We start from the raw sequence: 23,397 nt of genomic DNA on the forward strand, positions 1-23,397 counted from the left end.
TTATGCCTTCCCGGTGACCGCCTCCTCAGGCGCCCAGGCCGCCGAGCAGAGCGCGGCGGCCAACGCCTCGGTGTAGGCGGCGGCCGCCAACCAGGCGGTGGCGAAGGCGTCGTGGTCGTCCTGGACGATCCGGCCGAACACATCGCGCTGTTGGTTCGCCGCAGCCGCCCGGAGGCCGTCCAGGAGCTGGGCGGCGGTGGCCAGTCCGGCGGCCCGCAGCAGGCTCCGGTCGGCCGCCGCCGTGGCCGTGCTCGGGGCCAGGGAGTGCCGGCCGGTGGTGACCGTCTGCTCCACCCGGCGGCCCAGCACGTGCACGGGCGGACCCTCCGCGGGCGGGGCCGGTGCCGTCGTGGGGCCGGTCACGGTGTCTGCCGGGAGGTCCGCGGTCTGGAGGCGCTCCAGGCCGAGGTTGACCCGGCCCGCGCGGTCGGCGGGGAGGGCGAGCGGGCCGGGGGCGTCCGGCGCCGTACCGATCGCGAGCAGGCGCAGCTCCGGCCGGTCCGCGCGCTCCAGCCGGCCGATCACCCGCAACCGCAGGCCGGGGGCGGTGGCGAGCAGGGCGAGGTTGGCCCGGAAGGCCAGCTCGGGGTGCTCGTGGCCCGCGCGCAGGGCGATGACCAGGCTGTTGTCCGGACCGCCGTTCAGACCGCCGGCGCCGCACCGGGCGAGCAACCGGGGCTCCCCGCCCGGCCCGTACGGGGCGGTGCCCAGCAGGTTGACGTCCAGGAACAGCAGATCGCTCCCGGCCGGGCGGCTCTCGTACGGCAGCTCCTGCGCCGCGAGGGCCCGCGCCACCTGGGCAGCCGGCTCATCGGACCAGAGCCGGGCCGCCGGCGGCGCCGCCCAGTCCGTCCCCGCCGCGCGGACCGCGCGGACCGAGGCCCCGGCGCCCAGCCGCCCGGTGGTGGACCTGGTCGCACCCTGGACGGCCAGCCCGGCGCGGCTGAACTCGCGGTGACTGAGCGCGGCATCGCCCAGCCGGACCGTCCGGTTGCCCGCCCCGACCGCCAGCGGGGCGGCGGCCGCCGCGTCGCCGTGCGGTGTCACGTCGGCGACCGTGCTCAGTCGGCCGTCGGCGTCCACCGCCCAGCTGACCACGCCCGCGTGGGTGGCGGTCAGCACCGGTTCGGCGAACAGTCCGTAGAGCCGCAGGCCGCCCTCCTCGGCGTAGGCCTGACGGGCGGTGCCGCGCAGTTCGGGGGTGGAACCGGTGGTGGTGGTCAGGGCGGTGGTGAGGTCGAGCAGGTCGCGCAGGGCGGCGACCAGGTCGGCCAGCCGGTGGTCGGGAGCGCCGGAGCGCGCCGCCCGGATCCGGGTCACCACGGCGACCGCCGCCGCGGCCGGACGGTAAAGCGCCGCCAGCCGCGCGCGGTGGGCGGCGCGCAGCAGCTCGGCCTGGGAGACGGCACCCGCCCCGCTCACCCCGGCGGCCAGGACTGCGCAGGCGGCCCGGTGGAGGTGGCGGGCGGCGGCGCGTTCGGGCGGGGTGAGGGGCATGGGGGCGGGTGTTGCGGCGTCGCGTTCGCTCACGGCACCGGGCACCTCGGGGGCTTCGGTCGCCTCGGCCGGTTCGGATGCCTTGGCCGGTTCGGATCCCTCGGGTGCGTCGGGCGCGTCGGGCGCCGCAGGCGGTTCGGAGGCGTCGGCGATCGGGCAGAGGGTGACCGCGGCGGCCCGGTGGACGCAGGCCGGGGCGAGCAGGCAGCCGCAGCGGACGTCGGCCGGGTCGGTCACCACCCCACCCGGGGCGCGCAGGACGAGCAGGGACTCCTCGTCCACCTGTACTCGCCACTCCTCGCCGTCGCGGGTGACCGGCCGCTGCGCCAGTTTCGCCGCCGCACCGTCCAGCCGCTTCTGCAACCGGGCGCTCAGCCCGGCCACCACCTCGGCGACCACCTCGGGCCGGACACCCGGCCAGTCGTCCCCACGCGTCGTCGCGCTCATCGCACCTTCTCCCCCACCCAGCGGGCCAGTTCCAGCGGACTCAGTGCCGCCACGGGCATTCCGGCCGCGACCAGTTGGCCCGCGACCGCCTTGGAGTAGCGGGCCGTCCCGGTGTCGTCCAGCGCCGCGCAGCCGAGCAGGTGCACGCCGGAATCCACCAGCGCCCGGGTCTGCGCGAGCAGCCCAGTGACCGGGCCGCCCTCCTCGAAGTCGCTGACCACCGCGACCAGCGTCCGGGACGGCACCGTCACCAGTTCCCGCGCGTACCGGAGCCCGGTCGCGATGCTGGTACCGCCGCCGACCCGCACCTCCAGCAGCAGGCTCAGCGGATCCGCCACCCGCTCCGTGAGGTCGAGGACCTCGGTGGAGAAGGCGACGAAGTGGGTGCTCAACGAGGGCACCCCGGCCAGGATCGCGGCTGTCAGCGCCGCCCAGACCGTGGAGGCCTCCATCGACCCCGAGACGTCCACCACCAGGATCAGCCGCCAGTCGTTGGCCTGCCGCGCCCTGGTGCGGAACACCGGGCGCTCGGGCACGATCAGGGTGCCGACGCCGTCCGGCGCGGGACGGGCGGTGGCGAGGTTGGCCCGGATGGTCCGGTCGAGGTCCAGCCCGCCGCCGGGGCGCCGGGACGGGCGCGGCACGCTGATCCCGGTCAGTGCCGGGCGCAGCCTCGTCGCCAACTCCCGGCTCAACTCGTCCACCAGGCGCCGCACCAGCGGGCGCAGCCGCGCCACCCGTGCCTCGGGCAGGCCGCCCGCGTGGTCCAGCACGGTGCGCAGCAGCTCGACGGACGGGCGGACGGCGGACGGGTCGATCGCCTCCAGGACGTCGGTCCGCCCGTGGGCGACGGCGGCCGCCAGCACCTCCTCCCGTACGCCCGGGCCGAACAGTGCCTCCAGCTCCTCCGCCCACTCGCGGACCCCGGGGAACGACGGCTCGCGGCCGCCTCCTCTGCCGCTCCTGCCATCCAGGCCCGGACCGGAGTCCTCGCCGTGCCCGCTGCCGTACAACTCGTCCAGCGCGGTGGCGAGTCGGGCGCAGCGGCCACTGAGGCCGCCGTTGCCGGGCCGGCCGAGCAGCAGGCGCCAGCGCTCGGCGGGGGTGAGGGCGTGCGCGGGGTGCGGCGGCCGTCCGGTGCGGACCGGGTCCGGCTCCGGCTCGGTGTGCTGGGGAGCGGATGGCAGCAGGCCGCGACCCGCGAGCGCCTGACGGGCGGCCAGGTCCGCGCGGACCCAACGTGCCAGCAAGGCGGGCTCGGTCTGCTCGGGCAGGGCGGCCAGCCGGGTGCCGAGGCGTTCCTCGACCAGGGCCAGCAGCCGGTCGCGGGCGGCCGGGCTGAGCGTGTCGAAGCCTGCGCGCAGTGCGGGCAACCGGTCCAGGAACGCGGCGTCCGGCAGCGAGCCGACCCGCTCCAGCACGGGCTCCAGCGCCTCGGGCGCGCTGTCGAACAGCCCTTCCGCGGCGGTCAGCACCCCGGCCAGCGCCCGCCCGAGCACCTGCCGCGCCCGCGCGTCGGTCGCCCCGTCCACCCAGGACGCGGCCCGCCCGCCGAACACCTCCGCCGGCTCCTGCCCGAGCAGCACCCGCACCGCCCCGGCCGCGCCCCGCACCAACGGACTCCCCCGCTCGGCGAGTTCGGCCAGCACGAAGCCCAACCGCACCCCACCGAGCCGATCCGCCCGCCGCGCCAACTCCACCAGCGCCCGCGCATCCGCCGCAGCGTCCGACCCGCCCATCCCCTCCAGCTGCCGCACCGCGGCGGCGGTCAGCACCTCCTGGGCGGCCCCGAAGAAGTCAGCTCGGGCCGCCTCCCCGGTCGGCCGGGCGGCGGGGGCGGCCGACACCGCACCGGCCGGACGCGGGCCGGCGAACGGGCCGGCAGGCCGCAAGTCCCCAGCGCCACCCACGGCGCCGGGCGACAGCGCGGCGATGGACACCCCGTCAACCGCATCCGGACCCACCGGCGGCAGACCTCCAGCGTCGCCCGGCGGCAGCGAGCCGTCGACAGGCGCCCGACTTTCCGGTGGGGCGGCGTCTGTCGGGGGCGCGGGAGTCGCTGTGGCACCGGGGTAGTGGCCGGCGGTGAGGCGGTCCAGGAGGGTGAGGGCGTCGAGGAGGTCGGGGAGGGTGGCGGACGTGGGGAGGGTGGTGGTGAGTTGGGTGAGACGGGTTCGGGTGAGGGTGGGGAGGGCGCAGGAGGCGGCGGCGGTCAGGCCGTCGATGATCTCGCGGGGGGTGGGGTCGTCGGTGAGGCGGGTGCGGAGGGTGCCTTCGGCGGCTTGGGCGGGGGTGACGCCGCGGGTGGCGGCGACGGTGAGCATGGCGGCGGCGGTGGGGGTCCAGTGCAGGCGCCAGCGGGTGCCGAGGGTTTCGGTGCCGCCGGGGCCGGTGGTGGCGACGGGTTCGGCGTAGGGGACGCCGCAGGCGGTGAGGCGGTGGAGGAGGATCTCGCGGCGGCGGTCGAGGGGGCTGCGCAGGGGGTCGAGGCGCAGGTCGCGCGGGCCGGGGTCGGTGGGACCGGGGAGGCCGAGTTCGGCGAGGAGGGTCTCGACGGCGGGGGCGAGTCCGCTGCGCGGGGCGGCGAGGGTGGGACGGCCGGTGCGGGTGCCGATCAGGACGTGTTCGAGGGCGCGGGCGACGGCCCGGCCGCGGCCGAGGGGTTCGCCCTGGGCGAGGACGGTCTGGACGGCTTCGACGAGTTCGCCGCGGCCGGGGGCGGCGTGGCCGCGCAGGCGGGCGAGGTCGCCGGCGAGGCGGACGATCTCTCGGGCGTCGGCCGGGCCGGACGGGTGGTCCTGGGTGCGCAGCGCGGCGCAGATCCGGACGGCGGTGGCGGTGAGCGCCTCGGTGAGTCGCTCCGGGTCGCCGCCGGCGTCGAGGACGGTGTGCTGCCACTCCGGGTCGCGGATGCCGGCCGGGTAGCCGGAGCGGGCGTCGAGCAGCGGGTAGGTGTACGGGATCAGGGACAGGACGTGCCCGGGCTCGTCCGGGCCGGGCGGTTGCTCGGGGGCGGTCGGCCCGTCCAGCAGAGCCGGGGCGTGGAAGGCGCCGACGACGACGGCGATCCGGCGCCCGTCGGCCGAGGCGGCGCGGATGCGGGCGCGCATCCAGGCCTCACGGCGCAGGTCGTACGGGTCGACGCCGGGCCCTTGCTCGGCGTCGTGCCGCAGCGCCCAGCCGACCAGCAGGGCGGCGCGCCGGACGGCCTCGGGGGTGGAGCCGGGGGCGGCGGTCTCGACCAGGCGGTCCCACAGGTCCTCGTCGGAGTCCCGGCCGGTGAGGCGGTGGCGCAGCGCGTCGGCCACCCCGGGGGCGTCGGCCACTCCGGAGGCGTCGGGCGGTCCGGCCGGCCGTGCGCTCCGGGCTGCGGCGCGATGGGCGAGCGGCAGGTCGCAGGCGATGGCCTCGACGCCGTTGCGCCGGACCCAGCGCAGGGCGGCGAGCTCCGGGGAGAAGTCGGCGAAGGGGTAGAAGGCCGGGCCGGCCGACTCGTCGGAGTCGGCCGGGGCGGCCGCGAGGGCGACCGGGGCCTCGGTGGCCTCATCGGCCAGCCAGTCGAGCCAGGGCTGGAACTCGGCGGGCAGTTCGATCAGCACCGCCTCCGGGCGGGCGGCGTCGAGCAGCGCGGGGAGGACCGCGCTGAGGGACGGCGCGTGGTGGCGCACGCCGATCAGGTAGGGCCCGGGACCGTCGGTGCCGGAGCCGGCCAGCCGCTCCGACTCGGCCCGGACGTCGGGACCGGCGTCCACCGTGCCGAGGCCGTCCGGGGCGGGCTTCCCCGTGCTGCTCGTCATCGTCAGGCCTCCAGCGCCGAGCGGAGGTCCCACAGGGTGCGCCAGGTGGCGGCGCCCTGTTCGGCGCGGCGGCGGACCGGGCCGTCCCAGTAGCCGAGCAGGCGGGCCGCGTCAGCCGGGTCGTCCTTGCGGACCACGCCGAGGAGTTGGCCGGGAAGGCGGCCGATGAGGTCGCCGCCGTCGGGCAGGTAGGCGGCGGTGACGCCGAGCGCGGTGGCGACGGAGACGGCTTCGGCGGTGCTCATCACGGTGGAGGGGCGTTCGACGTCCCAGCCCTCGGTGGAGCGGCCGGTGCGCAGGTCGCGGAAGGCGGTGACCAGGGCCTCCAGGACGGCGTCGTCCACGGCGTAGCCGGCGCCTGCCCGGGCGACGGCGGCGGTGGACTGGCGGCGGACCAGCTCGACCTCGGCGGCGAGGCTGCCGATCGGGCCGACCGTCTCGAAGTTGAACCGCCGCTTGAGGGCGGCGGACATCTCGCTGACGCCCTTGTCGCGCAGGTTGGCGGTGGCGATCAGGGTGAAGCCCGCGGCGGCGTGCAGCTGAGCGTCCGGGCTGCCGGCCAACTCGGGGACGGCGACGCGCCGTTCGGAGAGCAGGGAGACCAGGGCGTCCTGCACCTCGGGCAGGCAGCGGGTCACCTCCTCGACCCGGGCGACCGCTCCGGTGGTCATCGCGGTGAGCACCGGGGAGGGGACGAGGGCCTCGCGACTGGGGCCCTTTGCAAGCAGCAGGGCGTAGTTCCAGCCGTACTTGAGCTGGTCCTCGGTGGTGCCGGCGGTGCCCTGGACGGTGAGCGCGCTGGTGCCGCAGACGGCGGCGGCGAGCAGTTCGGAGAGCATGGACTTGGCGGTGCCGGGCTCGCCGACGAGCAGCAGGCCGCGCTCCCCGGCGAGGGTGACGACGCAGCGTTCGACCAGGGCGCGCTCGCCGACGAACTTCGGCTCGACGACCAGGCTGCGGCGCCCGGTCCTGAGCTTCTCGCCGGTGCTGCCCATGACGAAGGTGACGACGGCGCGCGGGGTCAGGCGCCAGCCGGGCGGGCGCGGGCCGCTGTCGTGGGCGGCCAGGAACTCCAGTTCGGCGGCGTACTTCTCCTCGGGCGGGACGATCTGCCGTACGGGGGTGGCGGTGGCGTCGCCGGTGGTGGTCTGGGTGGCGGTCATCGGCGGGCCTTCCTGCGCTTGCTGGTCTGGAGCTCTTCGTAGCCGGGGGCGTCGCCGTCGAGGGTGCGCTGCCAAGCCCGGGCGAACAGCTCGGGGACGGTGAGTCGCGGCAGCACCGGCCGGTGGGTGGGCAGTTCGTACAGGGCGGCCTTCCAGGTCTCGACCGGCAGGGCGGGGGCCTTGGCCTCCTGCCAGCCACCGGGCAGGAAGAGGCTGCGGCCGGCCCGGGCGCGCTTGGCCTCCAGCACCAGTGCGCCGGCGGCGAGTTCGGCGCGGGCGCGCTTGAGCCGGGCCGGCTTCCAGCCCGTCCAGCGGGCGGTGTTGCGGTCGGTCGGGTCGGGCAGGGCGAGCAGTTGGAGGTAGAGCGCGGCCGCGTCCTCGCCGAGGCCGTGGGTGCGGGCCGCCTCGGCGACCAGCTCGGGGACGCTCAGTTGCGGGTTCTGCAGCCAGGACGGTCCGTCGGTGGCGGCCGTCACCGCGGCGGCGGAGGCGGCCAGCCGCTCAGGCTCCCCGCGCAGGACGGACTCGACCGCGGCCCGCTCGGTGCGGAACCAGTAGGTGCCGGCGAGCCCGTCGAGCAGTTCGAGCAGCGGGTCGTCCGGGCCGGTGAGGCCGGCCGGGCGCAGCCGGACCCGTTCGAACTCGGCCTGGTACGGGGTGAGGACGAGTGCCGGGCCGCAGCGGACCAGGCCGTCCGGGTCGGCGCCGCCCTCGGCGGGCAGGCCGAAGTGGGTGCGCAGGACCGCGGCGAGCGAGGTGTCCTCGGCGGTGCGGACGAGGACGGTGTCGAGCAGCAGTTCCGGATCGGCCAGGCGGCTGCGCAGCGCGGCAGCAGCCCGGGGCATCAGCGACCGCAGCGGGCTGTCGGCGGGCAGGTGGTAGGCGAGCCAGCGCAGGGCTTCGACGGCGGAGCCCAGTGCGCCGGCGGCGGGCACGGCGGATGCGTCCTCCGGCTCCAGCAGCCGGGTGGCCGGGTCGCCGCCGGTGAGCCGGAAGGTGGTGGTGCGGGTCAGCCACGGGGTGTGGGCGGGGTTGAGCACCGCCTCGATGCTGGCGACGGGAACGCCCCGGACGCCGGCCTGGTCCTCCTCGGGGAGGGTGACGAGCCGTCCGAAGTGCCGGATCCAGGCCTCGGCCCCAGCGGCGAGGTCGGGGCCCTCGGTCCACAGACGCTTCGGGTCGTCGAGGGGCAGCAGGGCGCCCCAGACGTCGGCGAGCGCGTTGCGGTCGTGGTCGCGCAGCCAGTCGCGGGCGGCGTTGACCTCGGCGGGCTTGAGGCCGTACTCGGCGGGCACGGCGGGCTTGCCCCACTGGAGGAGGGTGGGCGGCGGGCTGAGCAGCAGGGTGGCACGGGCGGCGCCGATACCGGTGAGTTCGGCGAAGGCGGCGGCGCGTGCCGGGTCCCAGGGGACGGTGCGGCGCAGGGCGGCGACGCGCCAGAACTTGGCGACCCAGGCGGCGCTGACCCGCTCCTCGGTGCCGCGCTCCTCGACGGTGGTGAAGTGGGCGACGGGACCGAACGTCCCGCTCGGGTCGTGGTCGACGGCGAGCCAGCGGACCGTGCCGTCGGTGGTGTGGCTGCGGTGGCCGAGGATGACGACGGTGCGGTCGCCGTTTCGCAGCACCTCGCCCTGGCGGAAGGTCACCGGTCCCGCGGCCTTGGCGCGCTCGTCGGTCTCGGCGAGGACGATCTCGCGCAGGGTGGCGCCGCGGTCGGCGAGCGGGCCCTTGGTGAGTTCGCCGAGCAGCAGGACCAGCGTGGAGCGGTGGGCCGGTTCGGTGAGCGGGGCGGCCACGGCGTGGGCGAGGACGTCCAGCCGGCCGAGCAGGTGCAGCCAGCCGTGGCCGAGGTCGCCGCCCTGCAGGGTGACGGTGGTCGGGGTCGTCCAACCGTCGCCGCTCGTGGCGGGCGGGGCGGCGAGGACGGCGCTGACGGTGCGCAGGTTGTTGAGCACCCACCAGCGGTCGGCCGAGCCCCAGGTGTTGCCGAAGCCGCCGAGGCCGGGCAGGACGGTGCCGACAGCCACGCGCAGTTCGTGGTCGCGGCCGTGGGCGGGCCGGTACTCGGCGGCCTCCGTCTTGCTCGGGCGCTCGGCCTCGGGCTGCGGCACGAAGCGGGCGATCCGGTCGAGCAGGTCGGCGGCGGCGCGGGCGAGCCCGGCGACGCCGGCCAGCAGCAGCGGGTGGCTGATGCCGGGCAGCAGCTCGCCGACCGCCCGGACGGGCAGGCTACGGCGGGCACTCTTGTGCTGGGCGACCTGGCGCCGGACGCCCTGGACGGTGATCCAGAGTCGCTCGTCCTCGGGCTCCGGCTGGACGTCGACGGGCCAGGCGGCGTCGATCAGTGCGGCAGCCTGCGCGGCGTCGACGGTGCGTAGGACGCGCGAGCCGGCCTCGTCGCGGGGCCGCAGGGCGTGCCAGTGGTCGAGCGGCGGGACGAGCGCGGTGCCGGCGGCAAAGAGCTCGCCCGGGCGGCAGACGCGCATGGCGGCGGTCTGGTCGCGGTTGTCGGCGAGGTCGGGCAGGCAGAGGGAGAAGGAGCCGCCGGACGGGTCGACGACGACCGGGCGGGCGTCGCCGGGCAGGGCGAGTCGGCCAACCGGGGCGTAGGCCCGACGGCTGCCCGTCAGCGGCAGGACGATGCACTGCCCGTCGGCGGTGAAGGTGGTGACGGCCCGCCCGGGCTCGATCCGCATCCAGCTGCCGAGCACCGTGCCGTCGGTGCCGAACGGGGTCTGCTCCAGGCCGGGCTGCATCGGCAGCAGTCGGGAGCTGGTGTCGGCGAGTCCGCCGGCGGCGGCGGTGGCGGCGATCAGGGGCGGTTCGGCTGCGCGGCCGAGGGTGCCGGTGAGCGGGTCGAACTCGTGCAGGACGAGGCCCTTTTCGCCGGGGCGCGGCGTCCAGTAGCCGGTGCCGTCGCCGAGGACGCGGTGCTCGGCGGGCAGCCGGGTGTCGCCGGGGTGCAGCGGGCGCTCGCCGGTGGTGCGGCCGCCCCCGGGCAGCGGGAGGGACGGGAGGGCCGGCCAGCGTTCGCCGTAGTGGTAGCCGGCGATGATCTCACCGCCGAGTGCGACGGTCGCGTCCGGGCGGCTGGACCAGTAGCCGACCTGCTTGCCGTCCTGGTACCACACGACCAGGAGTTCACCGTCGACGAAGCGCAGCCGGGGCCGGTTCCACTGCTCCAGCTTGGGCAGGCGCAGGGTGTGCTCCAGCACGATGCCCTGGGGACCGACCACTACGGCCTTGTCGAGGCGGGCGAGGATCAGGTTCGGCCAGGCGTCCTCGACGATCAGGCCGGTCAGGCCGGTGGTGCGGTAGCCGGGGGCGTCGTTCTTCCCGCCGGTCTCGGGGGCGTTGGGGTCGGCCGGGTCGGCGAGCTTGGCGAGCGCCTCCTCCAGGGCGGGCCAGCCGAGTTCGTCCAGGATGCCGGCGCCCAGCGCCCTGGCGAGCAGCTCGGCGACGTCGAGGGCGGCGATCCGCTCGGCGGCGGCCGGGGCGACCGCGCGGATGGCGGTGCGGTACTGGGTCAGCGAGCGGACCAGGTCGGCGGCGCCGGCCAGGCCGCGGGCCGCGGCGAGTTCCTCGGCACGCTCCTCGGCCCACTCCCTGAACAGCTCGTTCAGCAGTGGCAGGACGGCCGCCCGGTGCTTGACGGCCGGCTCCCAGGCGGCCGGCGCGGCGAGGCGCAGCAGCGGCCGGTAGCGCTCGTCGGCGGCGACGGCCGCGAGACCGGCACCGTCCGGGCGGCTCTGCCCGACCCACTCGCGCAGGTCGAAGCCCAGGCCGGCCGGCGGGTCGGCGACCGGGACGCCCGCGGCCAGCAGGAGTTCCAGCAGGTCGATCCGGGTGTGGCTGGCGCGGATGCCGGTGAACAGGTCGACCGGGACGGCGTCGGCGCGCAGCCGCTCGGCCATCCGACCGACCAGGGCGATGGTGGCGGGGCAGCTGGGCCGGGCGCGCCAGCCGCGGCCCAGGTGGTGGCACCAGCGCTGGAGCCAGGCGGCGGCGGGCTCGGCGCCCTCCGCGCGCGGGCCGGTGAGCAACTGCTCGGCGCCGCTCTCGGCGAGGACCTCCAGCCAGGCGGTGTCGTGCGGGGCGGCGTCGGAGCCGGCCGGGTCGGGCAGCAGCTCCAGCAGACGGGCCCGGACGGCGGCGTCCTTCCGGCCGAGCGCGACCAGCGGGCCGTGCCAGGACTTCCAGAAGGCGGCGGGCGCCCGGTTGACCGCCGGGGAGTCCAGCAGTTCGGCGAGCAGCTCCTGTTCGTGCTCGGCGCGGTTCAGCCCGGCGGCCCGGATCAGCGCGCGGGCGTCCTCGGCGACCCCGGCGTAGGGGGCCATGCCGGCGGCGGAGCGCTCGGTGCACAGCTGGCGGAAGCGTTGCCAGGCCGTCAGCGGATCGAGCCGCTGGGCGAGCTCCTTGACGTACTGGCGCAGGGACTTGACGGTGAGCGCGCCGGCCAGGGCGAACTCCAGGAAGACGGCGCGCAGCCGCTCCTCGTCCACCGCCAGGTTGTGGGTGCGCTCGGCCTCGCGGGCCTTGCCGAACCAGGCGGCGGCGTAGCTCTGGTTGCCGTGGGCGAGGAAGATCCGGCCGACCTCCTCGCAGAAGGTGGGAAGGAAGTGCGGCACGGCGCGGCCGAGCCGGGTGGCCAGTTCGTCGAAGCCGTCCTTGGCGGCACCGGGCTTGGACCTGGCCTGGCGGGCGAGCCGCTCCAGCTCCTTGACCAGGGCGAGCGCGTGGTGTCCGTTGGCCGGGTCGTGGACCAGCGCCCAGGCGGGGAAGCCGAGCGCCTCCTGGCGGACCTGGCCGACCTCGGCGGGCTCCCCCTCGGGGACGAGGCCGAGGAACTCCAGGGCGAGGTCCTCGGCCCGGCCGAGCGCGCCGGGGACCAGTCGGACGATCCGGCGGCCCTCCAGGGCGGGGTGGGCGTAGCCGCGGGCGGTCAGCACGTCGGCGGCGCTGTCGGGGCGGCCGGCGCCGGGCAGGGTGCCGGACGGGAGCGCGGCGCCGGCGTCGAGCAGGGCCTCGGGCGTGGCGGTGTCCTGGTTCGGGACGGTGGTGGTCATGCGGCTTCCTCCCCATCGATCGTGCGGCCCGCGTACAGGGCGGCGGCCATCCGCATGCCCTCGGACCAGGCCACCGGTCCGACCTCGGCGAGCGGCAGGGCCCGGCCGTCGGGGCGCGCCCAGCTGAGCGCGCCGGTCTCGCAGGCGTCGTACTCGTAGTAGTCGCCGACCCACACCCGGGCCTCGACGGTCCGGCCGTTCTCGGTGATCGGCTGCACGGCGGAGCCGCCGCGGACCCGGCACCCGAGCCGGTTGCAGCGGCCGACCAGTTCGCGCAGTTCGCGGTAGCGGCCGCCGGCGTAGGTGGTGACCTCGGTGCCGGCCGACGGCTCCTCGGGCCGGTGCCAGACCTCGCGGTAGAGCTGTTGGACGCGCTGGGAGACGCCGAGTTCGACGGCGAACTCGCGCAGCTCGTCGAGGTCCTGGAGCAGCACGGGGTGGGGTATCAGGACCTCGCCGTCGGTGAGGCGCACGGTGTCGCCGTCCAGGTCGACCAGGCCGAGGCCGCGCTCCGGGTCCGCTCCGCGCAGGAAGCCGGCGACGGCGCCGTCGGGGCTGGTGACCACGAGGTCGCGCAGGACGGCCTGCCAGGCCTCGTCCGGCCAGACGGCGGCGATCACGGCGGCCGGCACCGGCAGCGAGCGCACCATCCACCGCTCGACGTCCTCCTGGCAGCGCCGCTCGTGCGCGGCCAGCCACTCGGCGAGCTGCTTGAGCTGGGCGACCACAGGGTCGTCACCGAGCTTCGACGGCAGGGACTTGAGTTCGCGGCCCGCCGCGTTGCGGCACACCACCTTGCCCTCCCCGTCGAGCGCGACGCGGTACCCTCCCGCGCCCGTCTCCACCCATGCCACAGCCGTGCTCCTCCCACCCGGGGACGTCGTTCTGATCACCTGCTGACCAGCGATGCGAGGAACGTAGCGAGGGCCACTGACAGCGCGACGGGCGGGGCCGAGACGGGCGGTGGGCTGCAGGGTTCAAACCACTCGAACGGATGGTCGAGACCGACGGCGCAGCGGTGCCCGGGGGACGATGACCGGAGCACCGTCAGCCGGGGCGGTGAGCACATGGCTGTCGATGTCGTACAGCGCCCGCACCAGCGGCGCGTCCACCACCTCGCGCGGCGGCCTCGCCTACCTGCTCGGGTCACCCGTAGGGATGGTTTCGATCGATTCGCACACCCCCGAACCGCTGGGCGCCTAACGTCGAGGGCCGCACCGGATGACCTTGGGGGGTCAGCGATGAACGCGTCCTCGTCCGCCACGCCGCCGCCGATGTCCTGGCAGTACTGCGGCAACCAGATCAAACTCTGGCGGACTCGCGCCGGGGTCAGCCGCGATGATTTGGCGGCTGAGGCCGGGTACAGCTGCGAGAGCCTGCGATCGATGGAGGCCGGGCGCCGGAAGCCCTCGTTGCACCTGTTGCAGGTCGCGGATGATCTGTGCGATGCGAAAGGGATCCTGGTGGCTGGGGCGCAGTTTCTGCGGCCCGAGAAGTATCCGTACTTCGCCGAGGAGTACATGCGTTACGAAGCCGAGGCTGTCGTCATCCACTGGTTCGAAACGCTGCTCATCCCCGGACTTCTTCAGACCGAGGAAACCGCGCGCGCCCTCCTCAACGCGAACTGGCCGCCACTCGATGACGACACCATCGAGGAGCGCGTTGCAGCGCGGCTCGCACGCCAGACGGCGCTGACGACCCAGACGAAATCGTTCAACTTCCTGATCGGTGAGACGCCGCTGCGGAACCCGCTCAGCACGGGAGAAGCCCACAAGCGTCAGCTCCTTCACCTGCTGGCCGTCGGTGAAGCACGCCACATCGTCATTCAGGTCGTACCCGGCACGGGTGCACATCCGGGATTGAACGGCCCCTTCATCCTGCTCGACAGTGCAGAGCACCAGCGGCTTGCGTACGAGGAAGGACGGGCAATGGGTCTGCTCCACTCAGAGTCCGGGAAGGTCAGCCTTCTGAGCCAGCGCCATGCGATGATCCTTCAGCGGGCCCTCAGTCCCGAGGACTCGGCTGAGTTCGTCAGCAAGTTGGCGGAGGACCTATGAACACCGAAATGATCTGGTTCAAGTCCAGTTACAGCGGAACCGAGGGCGGCGCCTGTGTCGAGATCGCCCTCACCCCAGCCACCGTCCACGTCCGCGACTCGAAGGACAGGACCGGCCCCCAACTCGCGTTCGCTCCCGAGGCCTGGGCCGACTTCATCACCTTCGCCCAAACCGCTTCTCCCAACGCGGGCTGAGGCCGCCGCCGGCCAGTCCGTGCTAGCGCCCCCGGGGCGGCGTAGCGGCGCGGCTACCGGCCCTCAGGGAGGCTGCTCGCGTAGATCCAGTCGTGGCCGTCGAAGCCCGGGCCGTCCAGGTGTTCCGCCCGGCGCAGACCGGCGCGCAGGGCGACGTGCTGGGAGGGGAGGTCTCATCCGGTGATGGTACGGACATCAATGGGCAGCCGGGGGCGGGGTGAGTCCGGCGCAACCGCGGAGGCCGTCGCGGCGCTTGAGGGCGGCTTCGGCGGTGGCGCCGGTGACTGGTTGGGGGATGCCCTTGTCGTCGATGGTGGCCGGGGCGAAGGCCTCGCCGGTCACCTTGCCGTCGGCGGTGAGGGTGAGGGTGGTGACACCGGTCTCGTTGGAGTTGGGGTAGTTGGAGGTGCCGTACCAGAGGAAGTTGCCGAAGCCGTAGCCGATGTAGGTGTTGCCGAGCATGCCCGAGCCGACCATGGTGTGGGCATGGGTGCCGACCACGGCGGTGGCCCCGACGGAGGCGAGCTTCTTGGCGACGGCGGTCTGGGCGCCGGTCGGGCAGGCCTTGCCCTCCTCGCCCCAGTGCAGGTAGACGAGCACGACCGGGGCCTGCTGCTTGGCCGACTCCACCGCCTTGACCAGCGCGGGCACGTCCAGCGCCGAGGCGATGCCCGGCTTGTCGGCGCCGGCCCGCCACTTCTGGTTGGTGATGTCCTCGACCTGGCTGGCGGCGACCACCGCGACCTTCACCCCGCGCACCGTGGTGACGTACGGGGCGTACGCCTCCTTGGCGCTGTGCCCGACGCCGATCACCGGGATCGGCGAGGAGTCCTTGGCGGCGAGGGTGTCGGCGAGGCCGTCGGCGCCGAAGTCGACGGCGTGGTTGTTGGCCATCGAGACGATGTCGACGCCGGAGTCCTTGAGCACGGACAGCGCCTTGGGCGAGGTGCGGAAGGTGTACGTCTTCGGCTCCGGCGCGCCGCGGCCGGTGATCGCGGTCTCCAGATTGAGGACGGACAGGTCGGCGTCGGCGAGGGTGTGGGAGATCGGGCCGAGTGCGGGCTCGGGCGGCTGGACGGACAGCCGGGCCTCGGTGCGGCCCTCGAAGTGGACGTCCCCGGCGAAGGCGACGGTGATGCTGCCGTCGGGCCGGGGCGCGGAACTCTTGCCGGGGGTCGAGGCGGAGGCCGTACCGGGGGGCGCGGCGGCCGCGGCACCGGAGGGGGCCGCCGGGGCGGGCGCCGGGTCGTCCGGCCCGCAGGCGGCGACGGCGGTCAGCCCGACGAACAGCGCGACGGCGGCCGCGGCACGGCGCATGAGTGGTTCCCCCCGAGAACGATGCAAGAGCGGTCAGCCTACGCCACCGAATCACCACGGCTTGGGCCCGCACCCACAACATTCCGGACACAGAAGCGCACCGACCGCCCCGGTCGCCGCACCGACGACCACAGCGACGACGACACAGGCGACGACACAGGCGGCCGAATCGACAGCCGCCCCGCCCGTTGGCCCACCCGTCCCAATCCCCCGCCCCACCCGGCCACCGCGTCCCTGGCGCCCCGGCCGGTCGGCGCGCAGCGTGGAAGGGAGGCGGCAGATCCACGCCGGAGGTGGTACGTGATGGGCAGCAACCAACCCGCCGGCACCCGACCGGCAGGCATCCGGCCCGCCCCCGGCCGGGCGCACCGGATCGTGGTCGGGGTCGACGGTTCGGCACCGTCCAAGGCGGCGCTGCGCTGGGCGATCGGGCAGGCGGTGCTCACCGGGGCCACGGTGCACGCCGTGGCGGCCTGGGAGTACCCCTCGCTGTACGGCTGGTTCGCGCCGATGGTGGACGACGGCTTCGAGCTGACCGCCCGCCGGACGCTGTCCGCCGAGGTCAACGAGGTGGTCGGCCCGGAACGCTCGGTGGAGGTCCGGGAGAGCCTGGTCCTCGGACACGCCGCCGAGGTGCTGCTGGAGGCGGCCGAGGACGCGGACCTGCTGGTGCTGGGCAGCCGCGGCCGGGGCACCTTCGCCCGGACGCTGCTCGGCTCGGTGTCGACCCGCTGCGCGGTGCACGGGGTCTGCCCGGTGGTGATCGTCCGCGCCGACGGGACGGCCTCCGCGCCGCCACTGCCGGAGGCGGTGGCCGGGGAGCAGGCCCCGGACGCCGTCCGCACCAAGGACTGGCAGCTCAGCCTGCACGTGGTCGAGGACCGCGACACCACCCGGGTGCACGCCGTACTGGACGCCGACGGCAACGTGCTGCACAGCGACGCCCTGGCCCGCCGCAACCCCCACGACACCCCGACCCCGGCGGTCGGCGACGAGTTCGCCGTCGGCCGCGCCCTGGTCGACCTCGGCCACCAACTGCTGCGCGCCGGCGTGCACAGCGCCACCGGCCCAGCCGAGGAGTGAGCCCGGCGAGCGGGTACGGGGAACGAGCGCGAGCACCGGAGCACGGAGGACTGCGCAGCACCCGGGCGGGTACGCCATGCTGAACCGCGACACCCCGAACCGGAGGAGCCGCACCCCGGCCATGAACACCCCGCCACCGAACAACGCACCGACGAACACCCCGCCACCGAACACCCCGTCGACCACCGCGCCGCCCGCCCCCGACTTCACCCCCGCCCAGCGCGCCCGCGGCCGCGCCCTGCGCCGAGCGCAGCTGCCGTGGGCGCTCGGCGGCCGGCTGGCCGGCCTGGCGCTGCCCCTGCTGCTCGGCCTCACTCCGGCCGGCGCCGCCCTGGTGACCGCCACCGGCCGCTGGTTCGGCGGTTCCCGCACCGCCGCCGTCCTGGCCGGGGCGGCCGCGCTGGTCCTGCTCGGCCAGGCCCTGCAGCTGCCGTTCGGCGCCCGGGTGCGCTCCGTGCGGGCCCGGTACGGCCTGGTGACCCAGGGCCGGGCAGGCTGGGCACTGGACGTGCTGCGCGGGCTCGCGCTCACCCTGGTGCTGCTCCTCCCGCTCCTGCTCGGCCTGTTCGCCCTGACGGACTGGTCGCCGCGGCGCTGGTGGCTCCCGGCCGCGGGCGCGGCGGCGCTGCTGACCGCCGCCCTCTCCTTCCTCCACCCGCTGCTGATCGAGCCGGTGTTCAACCGCTTCACCCCGATGCCCCCGGGCGAGCTGCGCACCGCCCTGCTGGCACTGGCCGCGCGGGACGGCGTGCGGGTGCGGGACGTCCTGGTGGCGGACGCCTCCCGGCGCACCACCGCGCTGAACGCGTACGTCTCCGGGCTGGGCGCGACCCGCCGGATCGTCGTGTACGACACCCTGCTCTCGACCGCCGAGCCGCGCGAGGTGGAGCTCGTGGTGGCGCACGAGCTGGGGCACGTCAAGCACCGCGACGTGCCACTCGGTACGGCGCTGGGCGCGGTCGGCGCGGCTGTCGCCGTGGCCGTCCTCGGGCTGCTGAGCACCTGGCGCCCGCTGCTGGACGCCGCCGGCGCACGCGACGCGGCCGATCCGCGGGCACTGCCGCTGCTGGCCGCGCTCGCCGCGCTGATCGGCGCCCTGTCGGGCCCGGCGCAGTGCGCGGTGAGCCGCCGGATCGAGGCCAGGGCGGACCGGCACGCGCTCGAACTGACCGGGGACGCCGAGCAGTTCGTGGCGATGCAGCGCAGACTGGCACTGGCGAACGTCTCCGATGTCGACCCGCCCCGGGTGCTTGAGCTACTGTTCGCCACTCATCCGAGTACGACCCGCCGGATCGCGGCCGCCCGCGCCTGGCAGGCCGGACCGGGACGGTCGGCGGGCGAGGCGCCGAGCAGGACGGCAGGCGACGTCGACGACGGGCCGCGCGCGACCTCGGGTGAATCCGTTGTATAGTGCAACAAATTCCGAGGAGGTAGGAACGCCGTGCCCGGCCGCCAGTCGTCCATCGACACCATCCAGCGCGAGCTGACCGCCTTCGCCCGCCGTGCCCGGCACAAGGCCTCCCAGCTGCACCCCGACCTCTCCCTGGTCACCTACAGCATCCTCGACCTCATCACCGAGCGCGGCGGCTGCCGGGCCGCCGACGTGGCCGCGCACTTCATGCTCGACAAGTCCACCGTCAGCCGCCAGGTCACCGCCCTGGAGAAGCTCGGCCTGCTGCGCCGCGAGGCCGACCCGGACGACCAGCGCGGCCAGATCCTGCGCGCCACCGAAGCCGGGCTGACCCTGCTGCGGGACGCCAACGAGCAGCGCCGGATAGCCTTCACCACCCGCTTCATCGACTGGTCCGACGAGGACGTCGCCCGCTTCGCCGCCTACCTGGCCCGCTACGGCGAGGAAGGCTAGCCCGCCCCACGGCACCGCCGGACACCACCCCCGACAACGCCCACGGCACCGCCCGACGACACCCACGACACCGCCGGACACCACCCCCGACACCCCCCGGGGTGCGCCCCACCGCCCCCACGGTGTACAGAGGAAAGGTGCCCCTCCGGCAGCGTGCCGAACAGCCGCGTCCTCGCGCCCGCCGCCGCGCCTGGCGGCCCGACCGCCGCGTGCTGACGGCGCTGTCGCTCGCGCTGATCATCCTGATCACCGTCGTCGACATCCTCTCCCCGTCGGAGATCCACCTCGGCCCGCTGCTGATCGTCGCCCCCGCCCTCACCGCCTCCTTCGCGGGTGCCCGCGCCACCGCCGGGGTCGCCCTGCTCGCCCTCGGCGCGCTCACCTTCATCGGCACCGTCCGGGACGGCCTGACCAGCGCCAACATCGAGACCCAGCTCGGGGCACAGGTCGTCGTCTCGGCCCTGATCGTCGGCCTGCGGGTGCTGCGCGACCGGCACGAGCGCGAGCTGGCCCGGGTCCGCTCGGTCTCCGAGGCCGCCCAACGGGTGCTGCTGCGCCCGCTGCCCGAACGGATCGGGCCGCTGCACCTGGCCTCCGTCTACCTGGCCGCCGAGGCCGAGGCGCAGGTGGGCGGCGACCTGTACGCAGCCGCCCGCACCGCCACCGGCACCCGGCTGCTGGTCGGCGACGTGCGCGGCAAGGGCCTGTCCTCGCTCGGCGACGCCGCCCTGCTGCTCGGCGCCTTCCGCGCCGCCGCCCACCTGCACGCCGACCTGCCGGACCTCGCCGCCTACCTGGACGGCAGCGTCTGCTGGGACCTCGCCCAACTGGCCGAACAGTCGCGGCAGGCCCGGCTGGCCCGTGCGTCCCTGCGCCCGGGGGTCCACGAGGCCCCCGACGAGGGCGGCGAGTCCTTCATCACCGCCGTCCTGCTCGACATCCCCGACGACGGCTCGCCGGTCCGCCTGATCGACTGCGGCCACCCGCCGCCGCTGCTGCTGCGCCCCGAGGGCATCACCACCATCGTCGCCCCCCACCCGGCGCCTCCGCTCGGCCTCGGCGAGCTCACCCCGGTGGAATACGAGGTGGAGGCCTTCCCGCTCCGCCCCGGCGACCGGCTGCTGATCTACACCGACGGCGTGATCGAGGCCCGCGACGCCCAGCGCCGCTTCTACCCGCTCACCGACCGGGTCGCCGACTGGCAGGCCGAACGCCCGGCCGCCCTGCTGCAGCGGTTGCGCCGCGACCTGCTCGCCCACGTCGGCGGGCGGCTGGACGACGACGCGGCGATGGTCGTGGTCGAGCGGCTGCCGTAGCCGCCGCGCCCCCTGACCGCCCCTGGTCCGTACCGCCCGATCGTCCGGTCGGCTCCCTCCCCCAGCCAATGACGCCCGGCCCGGTCGGCGCCTTCGACACCTGGGGCAACTACTACTCACTGCTGCTGCCGTACCAGTTCGTCTACGACGCCGACGGCTCCCACGACTTCGTCCCCGGCGCCGCCCAGGAGGCCAACCCGGCCGTCCCGTCCCAGGTCATCTCGGTCTCGGTGCGCCCGCACGGCGCCACCACCGCCACCCAGTGGCTGAGCACCCACGGCGGCCACCCGGACTACGTGGCGACCTACGACAGCATCGGCAACGGCCCCGACAAGCAGTGGATCGCGATCGACACCAACCCCAACAGCCCGCACCTGAACCGCATCTACGCGATGTGGGTGGACTTCCACAGCAAGACGGCGGTGCCGTACGTCGCGTACGCCGACGCCCGCCCGGACGGCACCCACACCGACTGGTCGACCCCGCAGGTGCTGCCCGAGCCGCCGAGCACCCCGCAGGGCGCCACCTACCTGCTGCCGCACGTCGCCCCGGACGGGACGGTGTACACCACCCTCACCAACTCCGATCCGGCGCACCGGTTCTGCTGCGACGCGATCGTCCTGAACGCCTCGCACGACGGCGGCCGGACCTGGTCCACGGTGTCCGCCCTGCCCGGCACCATCACCCCGCCGCCCGGCTCGTACGCCAACACCACGTTCCGCGACGGCATCGAGGACACCTTCACCCTGGGCAGCCGGCCGGTGAACGGCCACTACCCGCTGTACGTCGCGTACGAGGACTACGCCACCGGCGTGGTCAACGTCCTGCTGACCGCCTCCTACGACGGCGGCGCGAGCTGGAGCGACCCGATCCGGGTCAACGACAACGCCGCCCCGGTGGACGAGTTCCAGCCCAACCTGACCACCGGCCCCGACGGCACGGTGAGCGTCGCCTTCTACGACCGGCGCCTCGCCTGCCCCGCCGCCGGCACCGCCGAGGCGCAGGCCGCCGGGCTCGCCCTGGACACCGCCAACCCCAAGCACCCCGGCGCGCCCTACGGCGCCACCGACTACTGCGTGGACACCAGCGTCCAGTTCTACGACCCGACGCTGAACCCGCTGGGCCACAACCTCCGGCTCAGCTCCCACTCCTTCGACCCGCAGCTCGACGCCCCGGTCGAGGGCTCCGACACCTTCATCGGCGACTACTTCGGCAACACCATCGGCGGCACCACGGACTACACGACCTCGGTGACCACCTACGACGACGGCACCAACCCGGCCCACCTGCAACAGCAGCAGGTCACGGCGGTGGCGGTCCCGCGCCACTGACCAGGCCCACCTGAACGGCCTGGCCCCCGGCGTCCGCCGCACCGGGGGCCGGGCCTCACCCGTTTTCCTACGGCCGGTACACGTACGGCGTGGTGGTGCTCAGCCGCGCGAAGCCGAGACGCTCCAGGATGGGGCGGCTCTGGTCGCTCGCGTCGACCTGGAGGTACTCGTAGCCGAGGTCGGCGGCGAGGCGGGCCCGGTGGGCCACCAGGGCGCGGTAGATGCCGCGGCCGCGCCAGCCGGGCACCGTGCCACCGCCCCACAGGCCCGCGAAGCCGGTGCCCGGGGTCAGCTCCATCCGGGCCGCGCTCACCGGCTGGTCGCCGGCCATCGCGAGGACCATGAGGACCGTCTCCGAGTTGTGCCGCAGGGAGTCCAGCATCTGCTCCCGCAGGCCGGGCGAGTCCTTGCCGAAGGCCTGCTCGTGGGCCGCCACCATGAGTTCCACCCCGGCCGGGTCGGTCACCGCCTCCAGCCGGACGCCCTCGGGCAGCACCGGCCCGGTCGGCAGGTCCGCGATCCGGGCGATCATCAGCGCCTCGTCCGGCTCGGCCGTGAACCCGGCCGCGAGCAGCCGCTGCCTGAGGTCGGCGGGGCGGTCGTGGGCGTAGGTCTTCCACTCGAACTCCCGCCCCAGTGCGCTGAAGTAGCGCACCTGGGCGGCGATCGCCGCGTCCGCCCCGGCCTCGTCCAGACCGGACCAGACGACGCCGTTCCAGTCGTGCTCCCCGCCCACCTGACGCACCACGGCTCCGTCGTGCTCGACGCGGACCCCGGGGCCGTCGGGCCGCGCGCTGCGCCGGATCCGGTCGTCGAACAGGGCCAGTACGTGATCATGATCCATCCGATCACTCCAGCACGGCCGGCCGGTGCGCGCCACCAGTTTTCCGTCCCGGTGTGTCGGCCCTCGGCCTGCGGATCAGCTCGCTCGGCGCCTCCGCGCCCATGATGGCGTCCAACAGCGCCCGCGCGGTCGCGAGTTCGTCCAGCTGCCGGGCGATCCGGGCTCGCTCCCGGGCCAGACCGTTCAGCAGCTCCGGGCAGGTCGGACCGGGGCGGCGGCGCCCCGGCAGCGGCAGGCCCGGGAGGATCTCGGCGATCACGGCGCTGTTGAGGCCGGCCGCGAGCAGGGTGCGGATGCCGTGGACGGTGTCCACGTCCCGCTCGCCGTACTCGCGGTAGCCGCTCGGACGGCGCTCGGGGGTGAGCAGCCCCTGCTCCTCGTAGTAGCGCAGGGCGCGCGGGGTGGCCCCCGTCCGCCGGGCGAGCTCTCCGATCCGCATCGCGACTCCTCCCTTCGACCGTCCGACGGCCTTGACTCGGCCGCCGGCGTGAAGGTCTAGCGTAACCGCCGTGCCGAACGAACGATCTTCCTCAATCTCCCCTGCCCGCACCGCGGTTGCCGTCCTCGGCCTGGGCCCGATGGGCCGGGCGCTGGCCGAGGCGCTGCTGGCCGCCGGCCGTTCCGTCACCGTCTGGAACCGCACCCCGGGCCGGGACACCGAACTGCTCGCCCTCGGCGCGCGACCGGCCGCGAGCGCCGCCGGGGCCGTCGCGGACGCCCCGCTCGTCCTGCTCTGCGTCCGCGACCAGCCGGCCGCCCGGGCCGTACTGGACGCCGCCGGGCAGGCGCTGCGCGGCCGCACCGTCGTCAACGCCACCTCGATCGCACCGGAGGACGCCCGGGCCAACGCCGCCGACGCCGGGGCCCGGGGCTTCCGGCTCCTCGACGCCGCGATCCTCACCCCCACCCCGACCATCGGCCGCCCGGAGGGCACCGTCCTGCTCAGCGGCGACCCGGAGGCCTTCGCCGCCCACGAGGCGACGCTCCGGGCCCTGGGCACCGTACGCCACGTGGGCGCGGACCCGGGGCGGGCGGCGGCCTTCGACGCGGCGCTGCTGGACCTGTTCTGGACCACCGTGCACGGCTGCCTCCACGCCCTGGCACTGGCCCGCGCCGAGGGCATCAGCGGCGCCGAACTCGCCCCGTACGCCCAGGGGTTGCCACGCCTGCTGCCGCCGCTGATCGAGGACTTCGCCCGGCGCGCGGACGACCGCCACCACCCGGGCGACCGCAGCAACGTGGCCTCCGCCGCGGCCGGGCTGGAGCACGTCGCCCACACCGCCCGCACCCGCGGCCTGGACACCTCCGTCCTGGACGCCGCACTCGCACTCACCCGGCGGGCGGTGACGGCGGGGCACGGCGCGGACGGGGTGTCGGCCCTGGTCGAGCTCTTCGGCCGCTAACTGTCGGACACGGCCCCG

17 protein-coding genes are annotated in these 23,397 nt (G+C 75.4%); 9 read left to right on the forward strand and 8 right to left on the reverse strand.

What is annotated here, in order from left to right; genetic code table 11:
* Genes ACIRYZ_RS04270 through ACIRYZ_RS04290 form a run of 5 tightly spaced genes read right to left on the reverse strand, consistent with a single transcriptional unit; the run spans position 1 to position 12,824 of the window.
* Positions 1–1,944 carry a hypothetical protein gene (locus ACIRYZ_RS04270; protein ID WP_402939272.1) on the reverse strand — a complete coding sequence of 648 codons (1,944 nt, stop codon included), beginning with the start codon at positions 1,942–1,944 and terminating at the stop codon, positions 1–3.
* A complete protein-coding gene (locus ACIRYZ_RS04275; RefSeq protein WP_402939275.1) occupies positions 1,941–5,741 on the reverse strand; it encodes a DUF5682 family protein in 3,801 nt (1,266 codons plus the stop codon). Before ACIRYZ_RS04275 ends, ACIRYZ_RS04270 begins: the two co-directional genes overlap by 4 nt.
* A 2-nt stretch (positions 5,742–5,743) precedes the next feature.
* Complete coding sequence (locus tag ACIRYZ_RS04280) at positions 5,744–6,904, reverse strand: AAA family ATPase (protein ID WP_402939278.1); 1,161 nt, start codon at positions 6,902–6,904, stop codon at positions 5,744–5,746.
* Positions 6,901–11,970, reverse strand: a complete 5,070-nt coding sequence (locus tag ACIRYZ_RS04285) for a hypothetical protein (RefSeq protein WP_402939281.1) — start codon at positions 11,968–11,970, stop codon at positions 6,901–6,903. The genes ACIRYZ_RS04280 and ACIRYZ_RS04285 overlap by 4 nt, the downstream gene beginning before the upstream one ends.
* Positions 11,967–12,824, reverse strand: coding sequence for a DUF4132 domain-containing protein (locus ACIRYZ_RS04290; protein ID WP_402939284.1), 858 nt, complete (start codon positions 12,822–12,824; stop codon positions 11,967–11,969). The genes ACIRYZ_RS04285 and ACIRYZ_RS04290 overlap by 4 nt, the downstream gene beginning before the upstream one ends.
* Before the next feature lie 205 nt (positions 12,825–13,029).
* On the opposite strand from ACIRYZ_RS04290, the gene ACIRYZ_RS04295 reads away from it, so the two are divergent.
* From ACIRYZ_RS04295 to ACIRYZ_RS04305, 3 genes are read left to right on the forward strand one after another with little or no spacing between them, the layout of a single operon-like run.
* Positions 13,030–13,173 carry a hypothetical protein gene (locus ACIRYZ_RS04295; RefSeq protein ID WP_402939287.1) on the forward strand — a complete coding sequence of 48 codons (144 nt, stop codon included), beginning with the start codon at positions 13,030–13,032 and terminating at the stop codon, positions 13,171–13,173.
* A gap of 38 nt (positions 13,174–13,211) precedes the next feature.
* Positions 13,212–14,027, forward strand: coding sequence for a Scr1 family TA system antitoxin-like transcriptional regulator (locus ACIRYZ_RS04300; protein WP_402939289.1), 816 nt, complete (start codon positions 13,212–13,214; stop codon positions 14,025–14,027).
* Entirely contained in the window at positions 14,024–14,221 is a 198-nt protein-coding gene (locus ACIRYZ_RS04305) for a DUF397 domain-containing protein (RefSeq protein ID WP_402939292.1), read from the forward strand. The genes ACIRYZ_RS04300 and ACIRYZ_RS04305 overlap by 4 nt, the downstream gene beginning before the upstream one ends.
* Before the next feature lie 195 nt (positions 14,222–14,416).
* Here ACIRYZ_RS04305 and ACIRYZ_RS04310 read toward each other — a convergent pair whose 3' ends face one another.
* Positions 14,417–15,538 carry a CapA family protein gene (locus ACIRYZ_RS04310; protein ID WP_402939295.1) on the reverse strand — a complete coding sequence of 374 codons (1,122 nt, stop codon included), beginning with the start codon at positions 15,536–15,538 and terminating at the stop codon, positions 14,417–14,419.
* A gap of 303 nt (positions 15,539–15,841) precedes the next feature.
* Here ACIRYZ_RS04310 and ACIRYZ_RS04315 point away from each other — a divergent pair, with 303 nt between their 5' ends.
* The 5 genes from ACIRYZ_RS04315 (at position 15,842) to ACIRYZ_RS04335 (ending at position 21,132) form a co-directional block, all read left to right on the forward strand.
* Positions 15,842–16,621, forward strand: a complete 780-nt coding sequence (locus tag ACIRYZ_RS04315) for a universal stress protein (protein ID WP_402939297.1) — start codon at positions 15,842–15,844, stop codon at positions 16,619–16,621.
* 121 nt (positions 16,622–16,742) lie between these two features.
* The gene (locus ACIRYZ_RS04320) at positions 16,743–18,032 is read left to right on the forward strand and encodes a M48 family metalloprotease (RefSeq protein ID WP_402939299.1); all 1,290 of its coding nucleotides are present in this window, start codon (positions 16,743–16,745) and stop codon (positions 18,030–18,032) included.
* A 30-nt stretch (positions 18,033–18,062) separates the two neighbouring features.
* Positions 18,063–18,485 (forward strand): MarR family winged helix-turn-helix transcriptional regulator, encoded by a 423-nt coding sequence (locus tag ACIRYZ_RS04325; RefSeq protein WP_393023972.1) that lies wholly within the window; start codon positions 18,063–18,065, stop codon positions 18,483–18,485.
* A 137-nt stretch (positions 18,486–18,622) separates the two neighbouring features.
* Entirely contained in the window at positions 18,623–19,801 is a 1,179-nt protein-coding gene (locus ACIRYZ_RS04330) for a PP2C family protein-serine/threonine phosphatase (RefSeq protein WP_402939301.1), read from the forward strand.
* A gap of 68 nt (positions 19,802–19,869) precedes the next feature.
* A complete protein-coding gene (locus ACIRYZ_RS04335; protein WP_402939304.1) occupies positions 19,870–21,132 on the forward strand; it encodes a hypothetical protein in 1,263 nt (420 codons plus the stop codon).
* A gap of 67 nt (positions 21,133–21,199) precedes the next feature.
* On the opposite strand, the gene ACIRYZ_RS04340 is transcribed toward ACIRYZ_RS04335, so the two are convergent.
* Together ACIRYZ_RS04340 and ACIRYZ_RS04345 are read right to left on the reverse strand one after the other, a co-directional pair.
* Positions 21,200–21,976 (reverse strand): GNAT family N-acetyltransferase, encoded by a 777-nt coding sequence (locus tag ACIRYZ_RS04340; protein ID WP_402939306.1) that lies wholly within the window; start codon positions 21,974–21,976, stop codon positions 21,200–21,202.
* Positions 21,977–21,980: 4 nt separating this feature from the next.
* Positions 21,981–22,415, reverse strand: a complete 435-nt coding sequence (locus tag ACIRYZ_RS04345) for a MerR family transcriptional regulator (RefSeq protein ID WP_402939309.1) — start codon at positions 22,413–22,415, stop codon at positions 21,981–21,983.
* Positions 22,416–22,485: 70 nt separating this feature from the next.
* Here ACIRYZ_RS04345 and ACIRYZ_RS04350 point away from each other — a divergent pair, with 70 nt between their 5' ends.
* The gene (locus ACIRYZ_RS04350; RefSeq protein ID WP_402939312.1) at positions 22,486–23,379 is read left to right on the forward strand and encodes an NAD(P)-dependent oxidoreductase; all 894 of its coding nucleotides are present in this window, start codon (positions 22,486–22,488) and stop codon (positions 23,377–23,379) included.
* Positions 23,380–23,397 lie beyond the last annotated feature (18 nt).

Origin of the sequence: Kitasatospora sp. NPDC101155 (assembly GCF_044768305.1) — a bacterium.
Classification (GTDB): Bacteria; Actinomycetota; Actinomycetes; order Streptomycetales; family Streptomycetaceae; genus Kitasatospora.